This window comes from Mesorhizobium sp. ANAO-SY3R2 (assembly GCF_042466635.1).
Classification (GTDB): domain Bacteria; phylum Pseudomonadota; class Alphaproteobacteria; order Rhizobiales; family Rhizobiaceae; genus Aminobacter.
In genome coordinates this window covers 254248-275118 of record NZ_CP159953.1, presented here as the reverse complement: position 1 = coordinate 275118, position 20871 = coordinate 254248, and the positions used below count along the sequence as shown (strand labels likewise).

The window sequence follows — 20871 nt, the reverse complement described above, 5'->3', positions numbered from 1 at the left end:
GCGGCGCAAACAGGAGGTAAGGATGTCCGATACGAAGGTTTATCTGCTCGACGGCGGTTCGTTGGTGCTCGACGGCTACCATGTCTACTGGAACCGCGGGCCGGGCGGGGAAGTGCGTTTTCCGGTCTACTCGATCCTGGTCGAACATGCCGAAGGCCGATTCCTGATCGATACCGGCTTCGACTATGACCACGTCATGAAGGTCCTGCCCTTCGAAAAGCCGATCCAAAGCAAGGACCAGACGATTCCGGGCGCTCTGGCGCTGCTGGGACTGGAGCCGAAGGACATCGACGTGGTCGTCAACTCGCATTTCCACTTCGACCATTGCGGCGGCAACAAATATTTCCCGCATGCCAAGAAGCTCTGCCACAAGAGCGAAGTGCCGCAGGCCTGCAACCCGCAGCCTTTCGAACATCTCGGCTATTCGGATCTGAGTTTTTCGGCAGAGGCCGCCGAGGCGCGGGGCGCTACTGATCAGTTGATGGAAGGCACCACGCGGGCGAACTCCACCTTTGAAGGTATCGAGGGCGACGTCGAGCTTGCCAAGGGCGTCAGGCTGATTTCGACGCCGGGCCATTCCATCGGCCACTACAGCCTCATGGTGGATTTCGCCAAGCGCAAGCCAATCCTTTTCACGATCGACGCCGCATACACACAAAAGAGCCTTGAGACCCTGTGCCAGGCGGCCTTTCATATCGACCCGGTGGCGGGCGTTAGCTCGATGCGGCGGGTAAGGAAGCTCGCCGAGGATCACGGTGCCGAGCTGATGTACTCGCACGACATGGACAATTTCAAAACCTACAGGACCGGCACGCAGTTTTACGGCTGACGAGCGGGCGAATTGGAGCAGGACAATGCGATACAGTGACAACGCCGACCCGGTGATTACGCTCACCTCGGGTCCGGTCAACGCCTATGCGGACGTGCTGCGCGGACTAGGGCGCACCGTACTTTACGATTACGATCCGGCGTTCCAGCTCTTCTACCAAAATGTCGTTGCCAAGACGCAGAAGGCGATGCGCCTGTCGACCCGGCCTGTGCTGTTGCAGGGCGAACCGGTGATGGGGCTGGAAGCGGCAGCCGCTTCGCTCATCACCCGCGATGATGTCGTGCTGAACCTCGCATCGGGCGTGTACGGCAAAGGTTTCGGCTACTGGGCGAAGCGCTACTCGCACAACCTGCTGGAGATCGAGACGCCATATAACGAGGCGATCGATCCGCAGGCGGTTGCCGACATGTTGAAGAAGCATCCGGAGATCACAATCGTCTCCGTCTGCCATCACGACACGCCGTCGGGCACGATCAACCCGATCGACGAGATCGGAGCGATCGTCGCGGCGCATGGTGCCTATTTCATTGTCGATGCGGTGTCGTCTTTCGGTGGCATGAAGACCCATCCGGAGGACTGCAAGGCCGATCTTTACGTGACCGGCCCGAACAAGTGCCTCGGCGCGCCGCCCGGGCTGACAATGATGGGCGTGAGTGATCGCGCCTGGGCCAAGATGAAGGCCAATGCGGCAGCGCCGCGCGCCTCCGTGCTCAGCATTCTCGATTGGGAGCATGCCTGGTCGAAGGACAAGCCTTTCCCGTTCACGCCTTCGGTTTCCGAGATCAACGGTCTCGACGTGGCACTTGACCTTTATCTCAAAGAAGGTCCGGAAGCTGTCTGGGCGCGCCATGCGCTGACCGCCAAGGCAACGCGCGCCGGTGCGGCGGCGATGGGGCTTTCGATCTGGGCGGCAAACGAGAAGATCGCTTCGCCCACCACCACCGCCATACGCAAGCCAGAAGGCGTAGACGAAGGGGCGCTGCGGCAGGCCGTGCGCGAACGCTACGGCGTGGTCTTTTCGTCGGGACGTGGCGAGACGCTCGGCAAACTCACGCGCATCGGCCACATGGGCCCGACCGCGCAACCGATCTACGCGGTGGCCGCACTAACCGCACTTGGCGGCGCACTGAACGCCATGGGGCAGAAGCTGGCCGTCGGCAAGGGCATCGACGCAGCCCTTGCAGTCATCGACGCAGACGCATGAATTTTCACAAAACAGGATTTGAGGGAGATTGGTCATGAGTGAACGGCTTTCAGGAAGGACCGCCCTGGTTACCGGGTCGGCACAAGGCATCGGCAAGGCAATCGCCAAGCGTCTGGCGGCCGACGGCGCGACCGTCGTGATCAGCGACATCAATGCCGAAGGCGCCAAGTCCGCGGCCGCTTCCATCGGCGGCAAGGCGCGCGCCATTGCGGCCGACGTTTCGGATCCGGCCTCGGTCAAGGCCCTTTTTTCCGAGCTCGAGACGTTGGGCGGCGTCGACATCCTCGTCAACAATGCCAGTATCGTGCCCTTCGTAGCGTGGGACGATGTGGATCTGGATCACTGGCGCAAGATCATCGACGTCAATCTGACGGGGACGTTCCTCGTAACCCGTGCCGCGACCGACCAGATGCGCGCAGCCAAAAAGCCGGGCCGCGTCATCAACATCTCCTCCAACACCTTCTTTGCCGGCACGCCCAACATGGCTGCCTATGTTGCCGCCAAGGGCGGGGTGATCGGCTTCACACGCGCACTGGCGACCGAGCTCGGCAAATACAACATCACCGCCAATGCCGTGACACCGGGCCTGATCGAGAGCGATGGCATCAAGGACAGCCCGCACAACCAGGCGTTCGGTTTCGTCGAGATGCTTCAGGCGATGCCCGGCAAGGGTCAGCCTGAGCATATCGCCGACGTGGTTGCGTTCCTCGCTTCGGACGATGCGCGCTGGATCACCGGCCAGACGCTGAATGTCGACGCTGGCATGGTCCGGCACTGAAAACGGAATATGAGGCGCGGCCGGGTTTGCCGCGCCTCGGCGCTCCATGCGCCACGACCGGCCGGCGGAGCTTTCCGACATCTTCCTCGTCCGCGCTCAAGCCGGCATGGCGGGTGACCCGGCGATTGAGTTGCGCGCAATCCAACAAGTCTACAGTGCCGCGCGTGGCCGGCACATGAGGTGTATTTGCGAGGTTTCCCGTGCCTCGGTCCATCAGCGCTGCCGGAATCTGTTGATCCAATTGGCGAGGAAAAGTATTCCTCTTGTCGACAAAAGGATTCCCAGATGAGCAATACCCAAGCCAAGTCCATTCCTGAACGCAAGCGAGGCTCGGGCGTGAAGGTGGTCTACGACCTTCTTCGCGACGAGATCCTTGATCTGGTGCTGCCGCCCGGCAGCCCGATCGACGAGGTGCAGTTGGCTGAGCGCTTCAAGATGTCGCGCACGCCCATTCGCGAGGCGCTGGTGCGGCTGGCGGGTGAAGGGCTCATTGCCACTTTGCCCAATCGCTCGACGATGGTGTCGAACATCGACTTCCTGAACATGCACACCTATTTCGACGCGCTGGTGCTGATGTACCGCGTCACGACGCGGCTGGCGGCCCAGCATCACCGCGCAGAGGACCTCAAGGTGATCCGCGCCCACCAGGCTGAATTCGCCGCCGCCGTGCAGGCTCAGGATGCGCTGGCCATGATCGCCACAAATGCGGCCCTGCATCAGGCGATTTCGGAAGCCGGCCGCAATCCGTATTTCACCAGCCTCTTCAACCGGCTCCTCGACGAGGGGCGGCGCATCCTCAGGCTTTACTACCAGTCCTATGAGGACCGGCTGCCGCAGCGCTTCGTCGACGAGCATGAGGAAATGATCGCGGTCATAGCAGCTCGCGACGTCGAGGCGGCCGATCGCCTGGCCAAGGCGCATGCCGAGCAGATCGTGGACCAGATCCAGAAGCTATTTACCCGAAACGAGCGGCTGGAGGTGGCGTTGTGAGTCCTTGTCGATTTCTTGTCGACAAATAAAATCCAAAGAGTATAATTCGAGGCGAGGGCACGGACTCGGGCGTCTGATATGGCGTGGCGGTCTCTGCCGATGCGACAGGCCAAAAGGAGTTTGAGATGAAAACCGAGATTTTCACTGGCGTAATTCCCGCACTGATGACCCCTTGCAAAGAGGACCGCAGCCCTGACTTCGATGCCTTGGTCCGCAAGGGCAAGGAGTTGATTGCACAGGGAATGTCGGCCGTCGTCTATTGCGGCTCGATGGGTGACTGGCCGCTGCTGACCGACGAACAGCGCATGGAAGGCGTGGAACGCCTGGTTAAGGCCGGCGTGCCGGTCATCGTCGGCACCGGTGCCGTCAACACCGCCACGGCCGTCGCGCATGCCGCGCATGCCCAGAAGGTCGGTGCGCAGGGCCTGATGGTCATCCCGCGCGTCCTGTCGCGCGCTACGGTCGTCGCTGCCCAGAAGAACCATTTCAAGGCCATTCTGTCGGCCGCCCCGGACCTGCCGGCGGTCATCTACAACAGCCCCTACTACGGCTACGCCACCCGCGCCGACCTGTTCTTCGCGCTGCGCGCCGAGCACCCGAACCTCATCGGCTTCAAGGAGTTCGGTGGTGCGGCCGACATGCGCTATGCGGCCGAGCACATCACCAGCCGCGATGACGACGTCCTCCTGATGATCGGCGTCGACACCTGCGTGTTCCAGGGCTTCGTGAACTGCGGCGCGACCGGCGCCATCACCGGTATCGGCGTCGTGCTGCCGAAGGAAGTCCTGCACATGTGCAATCTGGCACGCGCCGCCGCCGCCGGTGATGCGGAGGCCCGCCAGCGCGCGCTCGAACTGGAGCAGGCGCTCGCCGTCCTCTCTTCCTTCGACGAAGGCCCGGACCTGGTCCTCTACTTCAAGCACATGATGGTGCTGAAGGGCGATAAGGAATACACGCTGCACTTCAACGAGACCGACGCGCTCTCTGAAAGCCAGCGCGGCTATGTCGAAGCCCAGCTCAAGCTGTTCGACACCTGGTATGCCGAGTGGAGCAAGCTCCCGGGCGCCGTGCAGAAGTACAAAGGCTGATCGCACAGTACCTTCGCCTTCGAGAAGGCCCTCCCACCGGGAGGGCCTTTTCTTTTGCGCAAACGGTGCCGCAGCCCCCGGATTAGGACCGGGATGACGCAAGGCGGGCCGCCTCTGGCGGGCGCATTGTTGGAGGCTCTCCCAGCGGGAGGGCCTTTTGCTTGTCCGGGGGAGGGGGCGCTCGGCCACCGGGCGACAAAAAAACCTCCGCCCCTGGATCAGGGCCGGAGGTTGAAGCGGGTGCCGGGAAGTGGCGGTGAAGGCTTACGAGACGGCGTGGAGGCCGAGTGCGAGAAGGCGGTCGAGCTGTTCCATCTCGGCAGCTGAAAGCACGATGCCTTGGGCCTCCGACTTCGCGCGCGCAACATAGCGGCGCTGCGAGGGCAGGCGGGCGCCCTGGCCGGCGATGGCCTCGAACAGCGTCTCCGCGCGGGCGAAGGGATCGCCGGGGCGGCCTGCAGCGAAGGCTTCGGGCGAAAAGGCGATGATGAGTTCGCCGTGGGGTGGCGACAGCGTCGTGGTGCCAAGATATTCGAGCACTTCCGGACTGGTCAGGTCGCCGATCATGATCCCGGCCAACAGCTCGATCATCGTGCCGATGGCCGATCCCTTGTGGCCGCCGAAGGGCAGCATGGCCCCGGCGAGCGCGGCCTCCGGATCGGTCGTCGGATGGCCTTCCGCATCGATCGCCCAGCCTTCGGGCAAGGGCTTGCCGGCGCGGCGGTGCAGTTCGATCTCGCCGCGCGCCGCGACCGAGGTAGCGAAGTCGAACACATAGGGCGACTTGTCCTTCCGCGGCCAGCCGAAGGCGAAGGGGTTCGTGCCGAGCAGCGGCTTGTTGCCGCCAGATGGCGCCACCGAGGCGTAGCTCGGGCACATGACGATTCCGGCGAGACCCTGTTCGGTCAGTGCCTCCACCTCCGGCCAGAGGGCGGAGAAATGGGTGCAGTCGTTGATGACCAGGGCCGCAAGGCCGCAAGAGCGGGCGCGTTCGGCGAGTACCGGCACGCCGAGTTCGAAGGCGGGATTGGCAAATCCGTTCCTGGCGTTCACCCTGACGATCGCCGAGCCTTCCTGCTGCACGAGCTCCGGCACGGCGTCCGGCTTCACCTTGCCTGCCTTGACCGTGCGCAGCGCGCCTTCGATCCGGTAGATGCCGTGCGATTTGCAGGCGTCGCGCTCCCCGGCCACAATCACCCGGGCGACGGCCCCCGCCTGGATGGCGTTCAGCCCTGCCTTGCGGAAGATCGCCTCGACGCGCTCATGCAGCGCGCTAATTGCCAGGGTGGTGGTCTCACTCATTTTGTCTCTCTCATGCCTGGGTCCGACCGGAACGGGCGGTGCGGTTGAAATTCTGCATACATAGAGTATACAAATATTCGACAAGTGCAATTCGACTGCGGGCCGTTCGACGCCGAGCGGCGCGCCGGGTCATTCAGAAAGGAACCTCCCATGGCCTTCACCCCCAAAGGAAAACACCTCGTCGCGGGCGAATGGCTCGATGGCGCCGGTACCTTCGCGAGTGCCCCCGCGCACGGCCCGGTGCATCACTTTGCCGCCGGCACTGTGGAAGTGGTGAACCGCGCCTGTGAGGCTGCCGAAGATGCGTTCTGGAGCTACGGCTATTCCTCGCGCAAGGAGCGTGCCACTTTCCTGCGCGCCATCGCCGAGGAGATCGAAGCCCGCGCCGCTGACATCACCGAGATCGGCAGCCAGGAAACCGGCCTGCCCGAGGCGCGGCTGCAGGGCGAACGAGGCCGCACGACCGGCCAACTCAGGCTGTTTGCCGACCACATCGAGAAGGGCGACTATCTCGATCGCCGCCTGGACGCGGCAATGCGCGACCGCCAGCCGGCGCCGCGCCCGGAAATCAGGCTTGCCCAGCGGCCGGTGGGGCCGGTGGCGGTCTTCGGCGCCTCGAATTTCCCGCTCGCCTTTTCGACCGCCGGTGGCGACACCGCGGCTGCGCTAGCAGCCGGCTGCCCTGTCGTGGTAAAGGGCCATTCGGCGCATCCCGGCACCGGCGAGATCGTGGCCCAGGCCATCGAGGCTGCCATTGCCAGGACCGGCGTGCACCCTGGCGTATTTTCGCTGATCCAGGGCGGCAGCCGCGAGGTCGGTCATGCGCTGGTGCAGCATCCGCTGATCAAGGCAGTGGGCTTCACCGGCTCGCTTGCCGGAGGTCGTGCGCTCTTCGATCTCTGCGCGGCGCGACCGGAGCCGATCCCGTTCTTTGGCGAGCTCGGCTCGGTCAACCCGATGCTGCTGCTTCCCGAGGCGCTGGAGGCACGGGCCGAGTCACTGGGCCAGGGCTGGGCGGGTTCGCTCACCATGGGTGCAGGTCAGTTCTGCACCAATCCCGGCATCGCGGTTGTGATCGATGGCGCTGATGCCGACCGCTTCGTCGGAGCCACGGTCGAGGAACTTGCCAAGGTGGGACCGCAGACCATGCTGACCGACGGCATCGCCAAGGCCTATCACGACGGCCAGGCACGCTTTGCCATGCGAAACACGGTCAAGCCGCTGCTCGTGACCGAATCGTCCGGCCGTGCCGCCACCCCGAACCTGTTCGAGACGACGGGCGCGCAGTTTCTTGCCGACCATGCCTTGGGCGAGGAGGTCTTCGGGCCGCTCGGCATGGTCGTCCGGGTCGGCTCGCTCGACGAGATGGAGCAGATCGCGCGCGGGTTCGAAGGCCAGCTGACCGCAACCATCCATATGGATGAGGGCGATCTCGAAGCAGCACGCCGCCTCCGCCCGGTGCTGGAGCGGAAAGCAGGCCGCGTGCTGGTCAATGGGTTCCCCACCGGGGTCGAAGTGGTCGATTCGATGGTGCATGGCGGACCCTATCCGGCCTCGACCAACTTCGGCGCAACGAGCGTCGGCACGATGTCCATCCGCCGGTTCCTGCGCCCTGTATCCTACCAGAACATGCCTGAAGGCCTGCTGCCCGAGGACTTCTTCGGCTGAGCCACACTCTCGACCTTGCGAGGGCGGGCCTTACATAAGGGAAGGTCCGCTCTCTGCGTCACGGAAATGACGCTCCGTCATATACTTTTTGTATACGCCTTGTATTTTTACGTTGATTTACGCTCTCCGACGCGATTTAGTGCGCCGCCGTCAACCGACAGACCAAGACAACTCAGGGAGAGAGTGCAACATGAAAACCTCGGTCCTCGCCTTCGGCCTCATGGCCGCTACCGCACTGACCAGCCAGGCTCACGCCGACAAGCTGGACGACATCATCGCGTCGGGTACGCTGCGCTGCGCGGTCGTTCTCGACTTCGCGCCGATGGGCTCGCGCGACGAGAACAACAATCCGATCGGCTTCGACGTCGATTACTGCAACGATCTGGCCAAGTCGCTCGGCGTCACCGCCGAGATCGTCGAGACGCCGTTCCCCGAGCGCATTCCGGCGCTGATGTCGGGCCGCGTCGACGTGGGCGTTGCCTCGACCTCCGACACGCTCGAGCGCGCCAAGACCGTGGGCATGTCGATTCCCTACTTCGCCTTCGAGATGGCGGTCACCGCCAACGAGAAGTCGGGCGTCAAGTCCTTCGAGGATATGAAGGGCAAGATCGTGGGCGCAACCGCCGGCACCTTCGAGGCCATCGCGCTCGAGAAGCAGGTCAAGGAATGGGGCGTGGGCGAGTTCCGCCCCTACCAGACGCAGGCCGATGTGTTCCTCGCTCTCAGCCAGGGCCAGATCGACGCTACCGTATCCACTTCGACCGTCGCGCAGGCCAATGTGAAGACCGGCAAGTTCGCCGGCATCTCGGTGGTCGGCAAGGCACCCTTCGACATCGACTATGTCGCCCTCTTCACCAATCGTGAGGAATACGGCCTCATCAACTACCTCAACCTGTTCATCAACCAGCAGGTCCGCACCGGCCGCTATGCCGAACTCTATGAAAAGTGGGTCGGCGGCGAGCTACCGTCCCTGTCGGTTAACGGCGTTTACCGCTAATCTGACCGTTTTCCCGACGGCGCGAGGCATACACCTCGCGCCGTTGATCCTTCGTAAGGTGAGACGGTAATGTTCAACTACACCTTCCATTGGAACCAGGCGCTCAAGGCATTGCCTCAGATGCTCGACGGCGCGCTGGTCACGCTACAGGTAGCGCTTCTGTCCATGGCCATCGGCCTGGCACTGGCCATCGCGCTCACGTTGTTCCGGCTGTCCGGCAACCGCATTCTCGGCGGCTTCGCTACCGCCTGGGTCGAAGTGGCGCGAAATACGCCCGCGCTGTTCCAGATCTACATGGCCCATTTCGGGCTCGGCAATTTCGGCATCCACCTGAGCCCGTTCACGTCGCTCCTGATTGGCATCGCCTTCAACAATGCAGGCTACCTGGCCGAGAATTTCCGTGGCGCGCTCAAGGCCATCCCGGAGACCCAGACACGCGCCGGGCGCTCGCTGGGGATGACCTCGCTGCAGGCCTTCCGGCTGATCGTGCTGCCGCAGATGCTGCGCGTTGCCTTCCTGCCGGCCACCAACCAGATGGTCTGGGCGATCCTGATGACCTCGCTTGGCGTCACCGTCGGCATGAATACCGATCTCGCCGGGGTTACGCAGGAACTGAATGCCCGCTCCTTCCGCACCTTCGAATTCTTCGCCCTGGCTGCGGTGATCTACTATCTGATCGCCAAGGCCGTGACGCTGGCTGCCCGGGCCTTCGCCTCGCGCATGTTCCGCTACTGAGACAGGTGAGAGATGTTTAACACTGCCCTTACATGGAGTGATCTCGCCTTCCTTGCGCAAGGCGCCGGAATGACGCTTGCCGTCACCGCCGTTTCTGTCGCCGCCGGCACCGTGCTCGGTGTCCTGTTCGGCGTCATCCGCTTCCAGTTCGGCCCATACTGGGCCGCGCCCCTGACCTTCGTCCTCGACGTGTTCCGCTCGGTCCCTTTGCTGATCCAGCTCGTACTGGGCAATGCCTTGCAGTCCATCATGAAGCTGGGCTGGCCACCGTTCACGACCTCCTGCGTGGTGCTGTCGCTCTATACCGCGGCCTATTGCACCGAAATCGTTCGCGGCGGCATCGACTCCGTGCCGGGGACTACCCGTCGCGCGGCCCGCTCGCTCGGCATGACCTGGTGGCAGGACATGCGCTATATCGTGGCGCCGCTTGCCATCCGCGTTTCGCTGCCTTCGTGGATCGGCCTGACGCTTGGCGTCATGAAGGACTCCGCGCTCGTACTCTGGCTTGGACTGATCGAACTTCTGCGCGCCTCGCAGATTCTCGTCACCCGCCTGCAGGAGCCGTTGTTCATCCTGCTGATCTGCGGCGCCATCTACTTCCTCCTCAGCTTCCCCATCGCCCGACTTGGCGGGTATCTCGAAAAACGGTGGTCCCCCAATGATTGAGATCGAAAACGTCCGCAAATCCTTCGGCTCGCTGGAGGTCCTCAAGGGTATCAACCTTACCGTCCAGAAGGGCGAGGTGGTCACCATCATCGGCGGCTCGGGCTCCGGAAAGTCGACGCTGCTTACCTGCATCAACGGGCTGGAGCCGATCGATTCGGGCCGCATCGTGATCGACGGCACCGAGGTCCATGCCAGGAGCACCGACCTCAACAAGCTGCGCCAGAAGGTGGGCATCGTCTTCCAGCAGTGGAATGCCTTCCCGCATCTGACCGTGCTTGAAAACGTGATGCTCGCGCCCCGCAAGGTGCTCGGCCTGTCGAAGGACAAGGCCGAGGAGATTGCGGTGAAGCAGCTGACCCATGTCGGCCTCGCCGAGAAGCTTCTGGTTTATCCGAACCGCATGTCGGGCGGCCAGCAGCAGCGCATGGCCATCGCACGTGCGCTCGCCATGTCGCCTACCTATATGCTGTTCGACGAGGTGACCTCGGCGCTTGATCCGATGTTGGTCGGCGAAGTGCTGGACACGCTGCGCATGCTCGCTTCCGAAGGCATGACGATGATCTGCGTGACCCATGAGATGAAGTTCGCGCGCGAGGTCTCCGACCGCGTGGCCTTCTTCCATCAGGGCGTCATGGCTGAGATCGCGGTGCCGGAGCAGCTGTTCGACGCGCCCCAGCATCCCGAGACCAAGAAGTTCCTTGCCGCGACGCATTGAGGGCATGATGAAAGAACAGGCCGACGTCATCGTCATCGGGGCAGGGGTCGTAGGGCTCTCGGCGGCGATTGCCGCCCAGGCGCGCGGTCTTTCGGTCACCGTGCTCGATCGCGAGGGTCCGGCCGCTGGTGCTTCCGCCGGCAATGCCGGGGCTTTCGCCTTCACCGACATTTTGCCGCTGGCGTCGCCGGGCATCCTGCGGAAGGCACCGAAATGGCTGCTCGATCCGCTCGGCCCGCTGTCGGTACCGCCCGCCTACGCCGTGCAGATCGCGCCGTGGATGTTCCGCTTCTGGCGAGCCTGCTCGGCGAAGCGCGTGGCGCATTCGACCACGGCGCAGACTGCGCTGATGGATCTGTCGAAGGCGGAACTCGAGCCTTTCCTTGAGCAGACAGGCACGATGCCGATGCTGCGCAAGAACGGCAATCTCCAGGTTTATGAGGGCGAGGCAGAGCTCAAGGCATCGCTGCCGGGCTGGAAGGTGCGGGAGGAGCATGGGATCGAGTTCCATCACCTCAACGCGGCCGACATGGCTGAGATTCAGCCCGGTCTTGCGCCGCGCTTCACCCATGGCACGTTCACGCCCGGCTGGTACTCGATTGCCGATCCGAAGCTCTACACGTTGGCGCTGGCCGAGCATTTCCGCGCAGCGGGCGGGACCATCGAACGCGCCGAGGTGACGGCGCTGCGGCCGCTCGACAGCGGAGTCGAGATCGTATCGGCCGACGGCAACACCCGGCGTGCCGCAAAAGTGGTTCTGTCGGCCGGTGCCTTCTCGCATCGCATCGCCAGGACGCTGGGCGAGAGCATCCCGCTGGAAACCGAGCGCGGCTATAACACCACGCTGCCATCAGATGCCTTCGACCTGCGCACCCAGGTCACGTTTGGCGGCCATGGCTTCGTCGTCACCCGCCTGTCCACCGGCATCCGCGTCGGCGGGGCGGTGGAACTCGGCGGCCTGAAGCTGGCTCCGAATTTCCGCCGCTCGGAGGCCATGCTGAAAAAGGCGCAGGCTTTCCTGCCCGGTCTCAAGCCGGGCGGCGGGGTGCAATGGATGGGCTTCCGCCCGTCGCTGCCCGACAGCCTGCCGGCCATCGGCCAGGCCCGCGCCACGCCACGCATCATCTACGCATTCGGCCACGGCCATCTCGGCCTGACCCAATCGGCGGGCACCGCCCGGATCGTCGCCGACCTCTTGACCGGCAAGGCGCCCGCCATCGACATTGCATCCTTCTCGCCTCAAAGATTCTGACAGGGGTCTCCACCATGGCCAACCATACTTTCTCGTGCATCGACGGACATACGTGCGGAAATCCCGTCCGCCTCGTTTCGGGCGGCGGCCCGCGCCTTGAGGGCGCGAACATGCTGGAAAGGCGCGCGCACTTCCTGCGCGAGTTCGACTGGATCCGCACTGGCCTGATGTATGAGCCGCGCGGCCATGACATGATGTCTGGTTCGATCCTCTATCCGCCGACGCGGCCCGACTGCGACGTCGCCGTGCTGTTCATCGAAACTTCGGGCTGCCTGCCGATGTGCGGCCACGGCACGATCGGCACCATCACCATGGCGATCGAGAACGGCCTGATCACGCCGCGCGAGCCGGGCAAGCTGTCGATCGACGCGCCCGCCGGCAAGGTCGACATCACCTATCGCCAGGAGGGTCGTTTCGTCGAGGAAGTGCGCCTCACCAACGTTCCGGGCTTCCTCTATGCCGAAGGCCTGACCGCGGAGGTCGAGGGTCTGGGCGAGATCGTGGTCGACGTCGCCTATGGCGGCAATTTCTACGCCATCGTCGAGCCGCAGAAGAACTTTCGCGATATGGCCGATCACACGGCGGGCGAGCTGGTGGGCTGGAGCCCGAAGCTGCGCGCAGCACTCAACGAAAAATACGAATTCATCCACCCCGAGCACCCGCAAATCCAGGGCCTCAGCCACATCCAGTGGACCGGCAAGCCGACGGTCGAAGGGGCGCACGCCCGCAACGCCGTGTTCTATGGCGAGAAGGCCATCGACCGCTCGCCCTGCGGCACCGGCACCTCGGCCCGCATGGCGCAGCTCGCCGCCAAGGGCAAGCTGAAGGTTGGCGACGAGTTCTGGCATGAATCGATCATCGGCTCGATCTTCAAGGGCCGGGTCGAGGCCGCGACGAAGGTCGCCGATCGCGACGCGATCATCCCCTCCATCGCGGGCTGGGCGCGGCAGACCGGTATCAACACGATCTTCATCGACGACCGCGACCCGTTCGCGCACGGCTTCGTGGTGAAATGAGCCAGCAAGCGCCCGCGCGCAGCATCCTGGGCGGTACGGCCAGCGGGCCGATAATCGCGTCCAGGGAGGCGCTCAGCTTCTGGGGCGGGGTCGACCCCGCCACCGGTAGCGTCATCGACGTGCACCATCCGCTGCACGGGACGTGCCTCACCGGCAGCATCCTGATGATGCCGTCGAGCCGCGGCTCCTGCACCGGCTCGGGCGTGCTTCTGGACCTCGTGCTGACCGGTCGTGCGCCGACGGCGCTGGTGTTTTCAGAAGCCGAGGACGTGCTGACGCTTGGTGCGCTGATTGCTTCCGAGCTGTTCGGCAAGCCTCTGCCGGTGCTGCGGCTGGCGCCCGAGGCCTATAAGGCTCTGTCGCGTGCGAAATCGGCGCGGATCACCGACACTGCCATTGAGGCCGACGGCCTCGTGCTATCGGTCAGTCCGCCGGCTACTTCCGAACTCGAACTTACCGAGGCCGACCGCGCCATGCTCGATGGCCGCGACGGCGTGGCCGTGCAGCAGGCGATGCGCATCATCTCGGCCATGGCGGCACAACAGGGCGCGCGTGGGCTGGTTGATGTGACGCAGGTCCATATCGATGGCTGCATCTATGCCAGCCCGGCGAACCTGACCTTTGCCGAAAAGATGGCCGACATGGGCGCGCGCGTCCGTGTGCCGTCGACGATGAACGCCATTTCGGTCGATCGCGCCAACTGGCAGGCGCAAGGCGTGCCGGACGATTTCGGTGGCCCGGCGGCGCGGTTGGCCGACGCCTATGTCCGCATGGGCTGCCGGCCGACATTCACCTGCTCGCCCTATCTGCTCGACAGCGCTCCCGAACGGGGCGAAACGATCGCCTGGGCGGAATCCAACGCCGTCATCTTTGCCAACACCGTGCTCGGCGCGCGGACGGCCAAGCATCCTGACTTCCTCGACCTCTGCATTGCGCTCACGGGGCGCGCGCCGCTGTCGGGCGTCTATCTCGACATCCATCGCAAGGCCCGACGCGTCATCGACGTCGATCTGCCAGAGGCCGTCGACGATGCCTTCTGGCCGTTGGTTGGCTACCTCGCCGGCCGTGCGGCACCCGATCGCATCCCGCTCCTGCGCGGACTGGCCTCGGCTCGACCCACGCGCGACGACCTCAAGGCGCTGTGCGCGGCCTTCGGCACGACCTCGGCGGCACCCATGCTACATGTCGAAGGGGTGACGCCCGAAGCAGATAGTGCGGCTGCCGACGATGCCGACCGCGCAACCATCACTCGGGCCGACATGCTTGCCGCGTGGAAGATCCTGAACGCAGGGCCCGAGCAGGTGGAACTCGTCGCTATCGGCAGCCCGCACGCGTCGCTTGACGAATGCCGGATGCTGGCCGCCGCACTCGACGGACGCAAGCGGCACCCTGCAGTCGCGGTGATTGTCACCGCCGGCCACCAGGTCATATCAGATGCCCGCTCCGACGGCACGCTGGCGCGCCTGGAGGAAAGCGGCGTGCAGGTGCTGCCCGACCTTTGCTGGTGCTCGATCTCTGAACCGGTGTTCCCGAAGCGGACCCGGTCGCTGATGACGAATTCCGGCAAGTATGCCCACTACGGTCCCGGCCTCTCCGGTCGCGCAGTGCGCTTCGGCAACCTCGCCGATTGCGTGACTGCGGCACTGACCGGGCATGTTCCGGAGCGCCTGCCTGACTGGCTCTCCTGAGGAGTTGCCCCATACATCTTGTGAAAACAGCTGACGTGATCTCTGTCACGTCAGCTTCCCTATGCCTGATTTCGGGATAACCGTCAGCGCCATGGGCGTCGGTACCGAACGCCGCTGCGCTATCGCATCGGAAATCTGCCACGGCCGAGTTGGCCCGACATCACTGTGCGAGAGCATGCTGGAAACATCCAGTTCGTGATGCTGGCCGCGCCCACGACCCATTTCGTGATGCTCGGAGAGGCCCTCCATTTCCGCTGTTCTGGATTGGATGCCTGGGCAGGGCAGGGTCGGTATGCCTGCAGCTTACACGATTTAGCGAGTTACCCAGCCTTGAAGGCGAATGCCGGCGCGCTAGCTGTCGGTTCAGCATTTCACTCCTTTTGCCATTTGCGAATTCAATGCCCATAGGAGACGGATATGCATCTCACTCCCCGCGAGTTCGACAAGCTGCTGATCCACATGCTTTCCGAAGTCGCTCTCAAGCGCAAAAACAAAGGCTTGAAACTCAACCATCCCGAGGCCGTGGCGGTTCTCAGCGCCTATGTCCTTGACGGCGCCCGCGAGGGCAAGTCCGTCGAGGAAGTGATGGACGCAGCGCGCAAGGTGCTCAAACTGGATGATGTGATGGAGGGGGTGGCCGACATGGTGCCGCTGATCCAGGTCGAGGCCGTCTTCACCGACGGGAGCCGGCTCGTGAGCCTGCACAATCCAATCACCTGACAGTCGATCATCCGATATCTGGTCGCCCCGCACCTGACGCTGAAGTTCATTCGACATCGCAAATGCAGGAGGATTTCCCGTGGCCAAAGAACAGCCAGCGCCAATTCATCCTCAGCCTGAACACACCAAAACTGTACACAAGTTCGTTCGCCCCATCGGCGGTTACATCCTCGCCAAGGACCCGATCGAGATCAATGTCGGGCGGCCGCGCACCAAACTGACGGTACGCAACACCGGCGACCGGCCGATCCAGGTGGGCTCGCACTTCCATTTCTTCGAAACCAACCGCTATCTCGAATTCGATCGACCTTCCTCATTCGGCCAACGTCTCGATATTCCGGCCAATACGGCCGTCCGCTTCGAGCCGGGCGACGAGAAGGAGGTGACGCTGGTGCCCTATGCCGGCAAGTCCTTTGTCTACGGCTTCAACAATCTGGTCGACGGCTGGACCGGCGACGGTCCCAAGCCGGACTATCGGCCGAACCGCGAGGCCGCGATCGAACGCGCCAACAAACGCGGATTCAAGTCCCGCGCAGCGGGCAAGGCCAACGCCAAATAGCCGGCGTACTGCCCCGCAGACCATTCAAACTTGAGGTGCAGGACCATGACGCAGATTTCCCGTCAGCAATATGCAGACCTCTACGGACCGACAGTCGGTGACAAGATCAGGCTGGGCAATTCGGATCTCATCGTCGAGATCGAACATGACCTGCGCGGCCGCTATGGCGACGAGCTGCAATATGGCGGCGGCAAGACACTGCGTGACGGCATGGGTTCAGAGAACCAGTTGACGCAGGAAGCAGGGTGCCTTGACCTGGTCATCACCAATGTCACCGTGATCGATGCCATGCTGGGCGTGGTCAAGGCCGATGTCGGCATACGTGACGGCAGGATCGTCGGCCTCGGCAAGGCCGGCAATCCCTCGACCATGGAAGGCGTGACGCCCGGCCTGGTTACGGGGACCTCGACCGATGCCATTTCAGGCGAGCACCTGATCCTGACCGCCGGCGGCATGGACACGCATGTGCACTACATTTCGCCCCAGCAGGTCGATGCTGCGCTGTCGAACGGCATCACGACCCTTTGGGGCGGCGGCATCGGCCCGGTGGACGGCACCAATGGCGTGACCTCGACCAATGGACCGTGGAACCTGGAAATGATGCTGCGGTCCATCGAAGCCTTGCCGATCAATTTCGGCATCCTCGGCAAGGGCAATTCATCCGGCAAGGGTCCCCTGATCGAGCAGCTCGAAGGCGGCGCGGCAGGCTTCAAGGTCCACGAGGACTATGGATCGACCCCGGGAGCCATCAGGTCCTGCCTTTCGGTCGCCGACGACTACGATGTCTCGGTGGCCATCCATACCGACACGCTCAATGAATCGGGCTATGTCGAGGACACGATCGCCGCTTTCGACGGCCGCACCATCCACACTTACCACAGCGAGGGTGCCGGTGGCGGTCACGCCCCCGACCTGCTCAAGGTGGTCGGACAGAGCAATATCCTGCCCAGTTCCACCAACCCGACCTTGCCTTGCGGGCAGAATTCGGTGGCCGAGCTGTTCGACATGATCATGGTCTGTCACAACCTCAATCCCAAGATCCCCTCCGACGTCGCCTTTGCCGAAAGCCGGGTGCGCGCCGAGACCATCGTGGCTGAAAGCGTCCTGCACGACATGGGCGCGATCTCGATGATCGGCTCGGACTCGCAGGCGATGGGCCGTGTCGGCGAAACCTTCCTGCGCGCCATACAGACAGCCGATGCCATGAAGAAGGCCCGTGGCCCGCTGCCGGAGGATGCCCCCGGAAACGATAATTTCCGCGTCTTGCGTTACATTGCCAAGGTGACGATCAACCCTGCCTTGACTGCCGGCATTGCTGACATGGTGGGCTCGATCGAACCGGGCAAGTTTGCCGACCTGGTTTTGTGGGAGCCGGCATTCTTTGGCGCCAAACCCAAGATGGTGCTCAAGGGCGGCTTCGTGGCCTGGGCCAATATGGGCGACCCAAACGCCTCGCTGCCGACGCCGCAGCCCATGTACTACCGTCGCATGTTCGGAGCGTTTGGATCGGCCCTGCCAAAGGGCTCGATCACCTTCGTCTCGCGTGCCGCCTACGACAACGATATTGCCGGTCACTATGGCCTGCAGCGGGTGATCAGCCCGGTGTCGCAGACGCGCGTGCTCGGCAAGGCCCACATGGTGCGCAACAGCTACAGGCCCAACATCGAGGTCGATCCGCAGACCTTCGCGGTCAAGGTCGACGGCGTACATGCGACAGTGAAGCCGCCAAAGACCATAGCCCTCAACCAGCTCTACTTCTTCAGCTGACCGCCAACGCACGCCGCGGAGGATTGAATGATCATCATCGAGGGGATTGTCGGCAATTCGAATGAGCCTCAATGGCGCGCCCGGCTTGAAGGCGCCGACATCGACTGGCTCACCCTTGATCAGTGGGAAGCCCAGAAGAGCCGGTTGCGCAAGGCAACGGAACAGGATGTCGAACTGGCGTTGTCGCTCGACCGCAACACCCATCTGCATGATGGCGACATCCTGCTCTGGGACGAGGACCACAGGCGGGCCGTCGTGGCGCGTATCGATCTCAAGGAGGTGATGGTCATCGATCTTGCAGCGGTGATCGGCGAAGACAAGGACGCAATCGTGCGCACCGTGTTCGAGCTCGGCCACGCGCTTGGCAACCAGCACTGGCCGGCAGTCGTAAAGGGAACGCGCGTCTTCGTGCCGCTGACAGTCGATCGCAAGGTCATGGCCTCGGTCATGAAGACGCACAATCTGCCTGGCGTGCGCTACGACTTCGCGCCGGGCGCCGACGTGATCCCCTACATGGCGCCGCATGAGGCGCGCCGGCTTTTTGGCGGCGCGGGCGCCACACCGCATTCGCACGTCCACGAACATGGGCATCGCCATCATGACCATGGCCAAGACGAGAGCCACGATCACTGAACTGAACTGCTCGTATCGGAGCCTGCCCGAATTGCTGCATCTGCTGCAATTCGGGGACTCCGCGCTGCCGGTCGGCGCCTTTTCCTTTTCCAACGGCCTCGAAACCGCCGTCCAGCAAAACATCGTCCACGACCCCGGTACGTTGCGCGAGTTCGTGCTGACCGCCATGCGCCAGACCGCCACCGGAGATGGGGTTGCGCTGCTGTGCGCGCATCGTGCCGCAAAAGTGCAGGACAGGGCGACTCTGATGCGCATCGACCGAGCCTGCTTCGAGCGCAAGCTGAACGAAGAGACCCGGCTGATGACGGTGCGCATGGGGCGCAAGCTCTGCGAACTGTCCGTCGCCATCATCGGCGATGAGCTCAATCGCGACTGGCTCGGCCGCATCCAGCGTGCCGAGACCGCTGGAACCCACCCGGTTAGCCTCGCAATTGTGTTTGCGGCCCTCGGAATCGAAGGCCGCGATGCATTCGGGGTGCAACAATATGGCGTGGCGACGACGATCCTCGGGGCGGCGTTGCGGCTGATGCGCGTCTCGTTCGTCGACACCCAGAAAATCCTCCTCGAAGCGACGGCCGAGGTTGCGGCTACCTACGAGGACGTAGCGGACGCCGCCATCGAGGACATGGCGAGCTTTGCGCCGATGACCGACATCCTCGCGGCCATGCACGTCAAGGGTCACATTCGTATGTTCATGAACTAGCTGGGATTGATCACATGAAGAAAATTCCACGCATTGGCATTGGCGGTCCGGTCGGTTCCGGCAAGACCGCAATCATCGAGGCGATCACGCCGGTCCTGGTCGATCTCGGCTTCAGCATTCTGGTCATCACCAACGACGTGGTCACGACCGAGGATGCCAAGCACGTGCAGCGAACCTTGCGCGGTATCCTGATCGAAGAGCGCATCGTGGGCGTCGAGACGGGCGGTTGCCCGCATACCGCCGTGCGGGAAGACCCCAGCATGAACCTGGCCGCTGTCGAGGAAATGGAGGCAAAGTTCCCGGATTCCGATCTCGTGCTGCTCGAAAGCGGTGGCGACAACCTGACGCTGACCTTCAGCCCGGCCCTGATCGACTTCTTCATCTACGTGATCGACGTTGCCGCCGGCGACAAGATCCCGCGCAAGAACGGCCCAGGCATCACCCAGTCCGACATCCTCGTCATCAACAAGATCGACCTCGCCCCCTATGTCGGCGCGAGCCTGAAGGTCATGGACGATGACTCCAGATTGATGCGCGGCAGGAAACCGTTCGTCTTCACCAATTGCAAGACCGGCGAGGGCATCCCCGAGCTCGTCCGGCTCATTCGCGAGAATGTCCTGTTCGACAGCGATATCCAGAGGGAAAGTGCGTGATGCTGGCCAATGCGCGGGAACTGGCGGCCTATCAGGACGAGCCGAAGCAACTGCCGAGCGGCTCGTTCGGCAAGAACGCTTTCCTGCGCCTCGGCTTCGAGCCACGCGCCGACCGGACCGTGCTTTCGACGCTGCATCGGCGCGCGCCGCTGATCGTGCAGCAGGCGCTTTATTGGGACGAGGAGATGCCGGGGCTGCCTTGCGTTTCCATCATCTCGAACGCCGGCGGTATATTGCAGGGCGACCGCAACACCATTGAGATCGATCTGGCGCCGGGCGCGCAGGCGTACGTGACGACCCAGTCGGCAACACGCATCCACGAAATGGATGCTAACTACGCTACCCAAACACAGCACCTGGTTTTGGGTGAGGAGGCTTACCTCGAATACATTCCCCATCCGGTGATCCCGCACAAGCACGCTCGGTTCGTCCAGCGCACCGACGTCACGATCGATCCGACGGCGACCTTGATCTACTCCGAGGTGCTGATGCCCGGGCGCAAATATTACGGCCTGGGCGAGTTGTTCCACTACGACCTGTTCTCATCGACCGTTCACGCCGCGCGGCCCGATGGCGCTTCGCTGTTCACCGAGAAATTCGTCATCGAACCGTATCGCACCAGCGTTTCGCGTCTCGGTGCGATGGGCTCGTTCCACGTCTTCGGCAATGTTGTCTTGCTGACGCCCAAGCCAAATGCCGACCGGTTGTTCGACGCAGTTGCGCCGGCTTTCGACAAGAAGGCGGGACTTGCGAAAGGGATCAGCCGGCTGCCCTACGACGCTGGCCTCTTGTTCAAGGTGCTGGGCATGGAGACGGCGCCGGTTCGCGATGCGATCCGCCAGTTCTGGTCACTCGCACGGCAGGAGGTGGTTGGCGCACGCGTGCCTGACAATTTTCTCTGGGCTTAG

The 20871-nt window shown here is 63.4% G+C and carries 22 protein-coding genes; 20 read left to right on the top strand and 2 right to left on the bottom strand.

The window, feature by feature from the left end; translation table 11 throughout:
• Positions 1–22: 22 nt before the first annotated feature.
• The 5 genes from ABSY17_RS02545 (at position 23) to ABSY17_RS02525 (ending at position 4889) form a co-directional block, all read left to right on the top strand.
• A complete protein-coding gene (locus ABSY17_RS02545) occupies positions 23–829 on the top strand; it encodes an N-acyl homoserine lactonase family protein (protein ID WP_378941258.1) in 807 nt (268 codons plus the stop codon).
• A 25-nt stretch (positions 830–854) separates the two neighbouring features.
• Complete coding sequence (gene ppaT / locus ABSY17_RS02540; RefSeq protein ID WP_378941257.1) at positions 855–2033, top strand: pyridoxamine--pyruvate transaminase; 1179 nt, start codon at positions 855–857, stop codon at positions 2031–2033.
• Positions 2034–2067: 34 nt separating this feature from the next.
• Complete coding sequence (locus ABSY17_RS02535; protein WP_378941255.1) at positions 2068–2811, top strand: SDR family NAD(P)-dependent oxidoreductase; 744 nt, start codon at positions 2068–2070, stop codon at positions 2809–2811.
• A 285-nt stretch (positions 2812–3096) separates the two neighbouring features.
• Complete coding sequence (locus ABSY17_RS02530) at positions 3097–3801, top strand: GntR family transcriptional regulator (protein ID WP_378941254.1); 705 nt, start codon at positions 3097–3099, stop codon at positions 3799–3801.
• 125 nt (positions 3802–3926) lie between these two features.
• Positions 3927–4889, top strand: a complete 963-nt coding sequence (locus tag ABSY17_RS02525; RefSeq protein WP_378941253.1) for a dihydrodipicolinate synthase family protein — start codon at positions 3927–3929, stop codon at positions 4887–4889.
• 264 nt (positions 4890–5153) lie between these two features.
• Here ABSY17_RS02525 and ABSY17_RS02520 read toward each other — a convergent pair whose 3' ends face one another.
• Entirely contained in the window at positions 5154–6191 is a 1038-nt protein-coding gene (locus ABSY17_RS02520; RefSeq protein ID WP_378941251.1) for an Ldh family oxidoreductase, read from the bottom strand.
• A gap of 150 nt (positions 6192–6341) precedes the next feature.
• On the opposite strand from ABSY17_RS02520, the gene ABSY17_RS02515 reads away from it, so the two are divergent.
• The 8 genes from ABSY17_RS02515 to ABSY17_RS02480 all read left to right on the top strand — a co-directional run bounded on the left by ABSY17_RS02515 (position 6342) and on the right by ABSY17_RS02480 (position 14928).
• A complete protein-coding gene (locus ABSY17_RS02515) occupies positions 6342–7859 on the top strand; it encodes an aldehyde dehydrogenase (NADP(+)) (protein ID WP_378941250.1) in 1518 nt (505 codons plus the stop codon).
• Positions 7860–8049: 190 nt separating this feature from the next.
• A complete protein-coding gene (locus ABSY17_RS02510) occupies positions 8050–8856 on the top strand; it encodes a transporter substrate-binding domain-containing protein (RefSeq protein WP_378941249.1) in 807 nt (268 codons plus the stop codon).
• 69 nt (positions 8857–8925) lie between these two features.
• Positions 8926–9591: an amino acid ABC transporter permease gene (locus tag ABSY17_RS02505; protein ID WP_378941248.1), complete on the top strand. Its 666-nt coding sequence runs from the start codon at positions 8926–8928 to the stop codon at positions 9589–9591.
• Positions 9592–9603: 12 nt separating this feature from the next.
• Positions 9604–10257, top strand: coding sequence for an amino acid ABC transporter permease (locus tag ABSY17_RS02500; RefSeq protein ID WP_378941247.1), 654 nt, complete (start codon positions 9604–9606; stop codon positions 10255–10257).
• Positions 10250–10972 carry an amino acid ABC transporter ATP-binding protein gene (locus ABSY17_RS02495; protein WP_378941245.1) on the top strand — a complete coding sequence of 241 codons (723 nt, stop codon included), beginning with the start codon at positions 10250–10252 and terminating at the stop codon, positions 10970–10972. The genes ABSY17_RS02500 and ABSY17_RS02495 overlap by 8 nt, the downstream gene beginning before the upstream one ends.
• Positions 10973–10976: 4 nt before the next feature.
• Positions 10977–12224 (top strand): NAD(P)/FAD-dependent oxidoreductase, encoded by a 1248-nt coding sequence (locus ABSY17_RS02490; protein WP_378941244.1) that lies wholly within the window; start codon positions 10977–10979, stop codon positions 12222–12224.
• Between the two features lie 14 nt (positions 12225–12238).
• A complete protein-coding gene (locus ABSY17_RS02485) occupies positions 12239–13240 on the top strand; it encodes a 4-hydroxyproline epimerase (RefSeq protein ID WP_378941243.1) in 1002 nt (333 codons plus the stop codon).
• Positions 13237–14928, top strand: a complete 1692-nt coding sequence (locus tag ABSY17_RS02480; RefSeq protein ID WP_378941241.1) for an aconitase X — start codon at positions 13237–13239, stop codon at positions 14926–14928. The genes ABSY17_RS02485 and ABSY17_RS02480 overlap by 4 nt, the downstream gene beginning before the upstream one ends.
• 45 nt (positions 14929–14973) lie before the next feature.
• Here the strand turns inward: ABSY17_RS02480 and ABSY17_RS02475 are convergent, their stop codons facing one another.
• Positions 14974–15177 carry a hypothetical protein gene (locus ABSY17_RS02475; protein WP_378941240.1) on the bottom strand — a complete coding sequence of 68 codons (204 nt, stop codon included), beginning with the start codon at positions 15175–15177 and terminating at the stop codon, positions 14974–14976.
• A 168-nt stretch (positions 15178–15345) separates the two neighbouring features.
• Here ABSY17_RS02475 and ABSY17_RS02470 point away from each other — a divergent pair, with 168 nt between their 5' ends.
• The 7 genes from ABSY17_RS02470 to ABSY17_RS02440 all read left to right on the top strand — a co-directional run bounded on the left by ABSY17_RS02470 (position 15346) and on the right by ABSY17_RS02440 (position 20871).
• Positions 15346–15648 carry an urease subunit gamma gene (locus tag ABSY17_RS02470; protein ID WP_378941238.1) on the top strand — a complete coding sequence of 101 codons (303 nt, stop codon included), beginning with the start codon at positions 15346–15348 and terminating at the stop codon, positions 15646–15648.
• Between the two features lie 79 nt (positions 15649–15727).
• Complete coding sequence (locus tag ABSY17_RS02465; RefSeq protein WP_378941237.1) at positions 15728–16207, top strand: urease subunit beta; 480 nt, start codon at positions 15728–15730, stop codon at positions 16205–16207.
• Between the two features lie 45 nt (positions 16208–16252).
• Entirely contained in the window at positions 16253–17974 is a 1722-nt protein-coding gene (locus ABSY17_RS02460; RefSeq protein ID WP_378941236.1) for an urease subunit alpha, read from the top strand.
• 27 nt (positions 17975–18001) lie between these two features.
• Entirely contained in the window at positions 18002–18607 is a 606-nt protein-coding gene (ureE, locus tag ABSY17_RS02455; protein WP_378941235.1) for an urease accessory protein UreE, read from the top strand.
• Positions 18579–19310, top strand: coding sequence for an urease accessory protein UreF (locus ABSY17_RS02450; protein WP_378941745.1), 732 nt, complete (start codon positions 18579–18581; stop codon positions 19308–19310). The genes ureE and ABSY17_RS02450 overlap by 29 nt, the downstream gene beginning before the upstream one ends.
• A 14-nt stretch (positions 19311–19324) precedes the next feature.
• Positions 19325–19963 (top strand): urease accessory protein UreG, encoded by a 639-nt coding sequence (gene ureG, locus ABSY17_RS02445; RefSeq protein ID WP_378941233.1) that lies wholly within the window; start codon positions 19325–19327, stop codon positions 19961–19963.
• Entirely contained in the window at positions 19963–20871 is a 909-nt protein-coding gene (locus ABSY17_RS02440) for an urease accessory protein UreD (RefSeq protein ID WP_378941232.1), read from the top strand. The genes ureG and ABSY17_RS02440 overlap by 1 nt, the downstream gene beginning before the upstream one ends.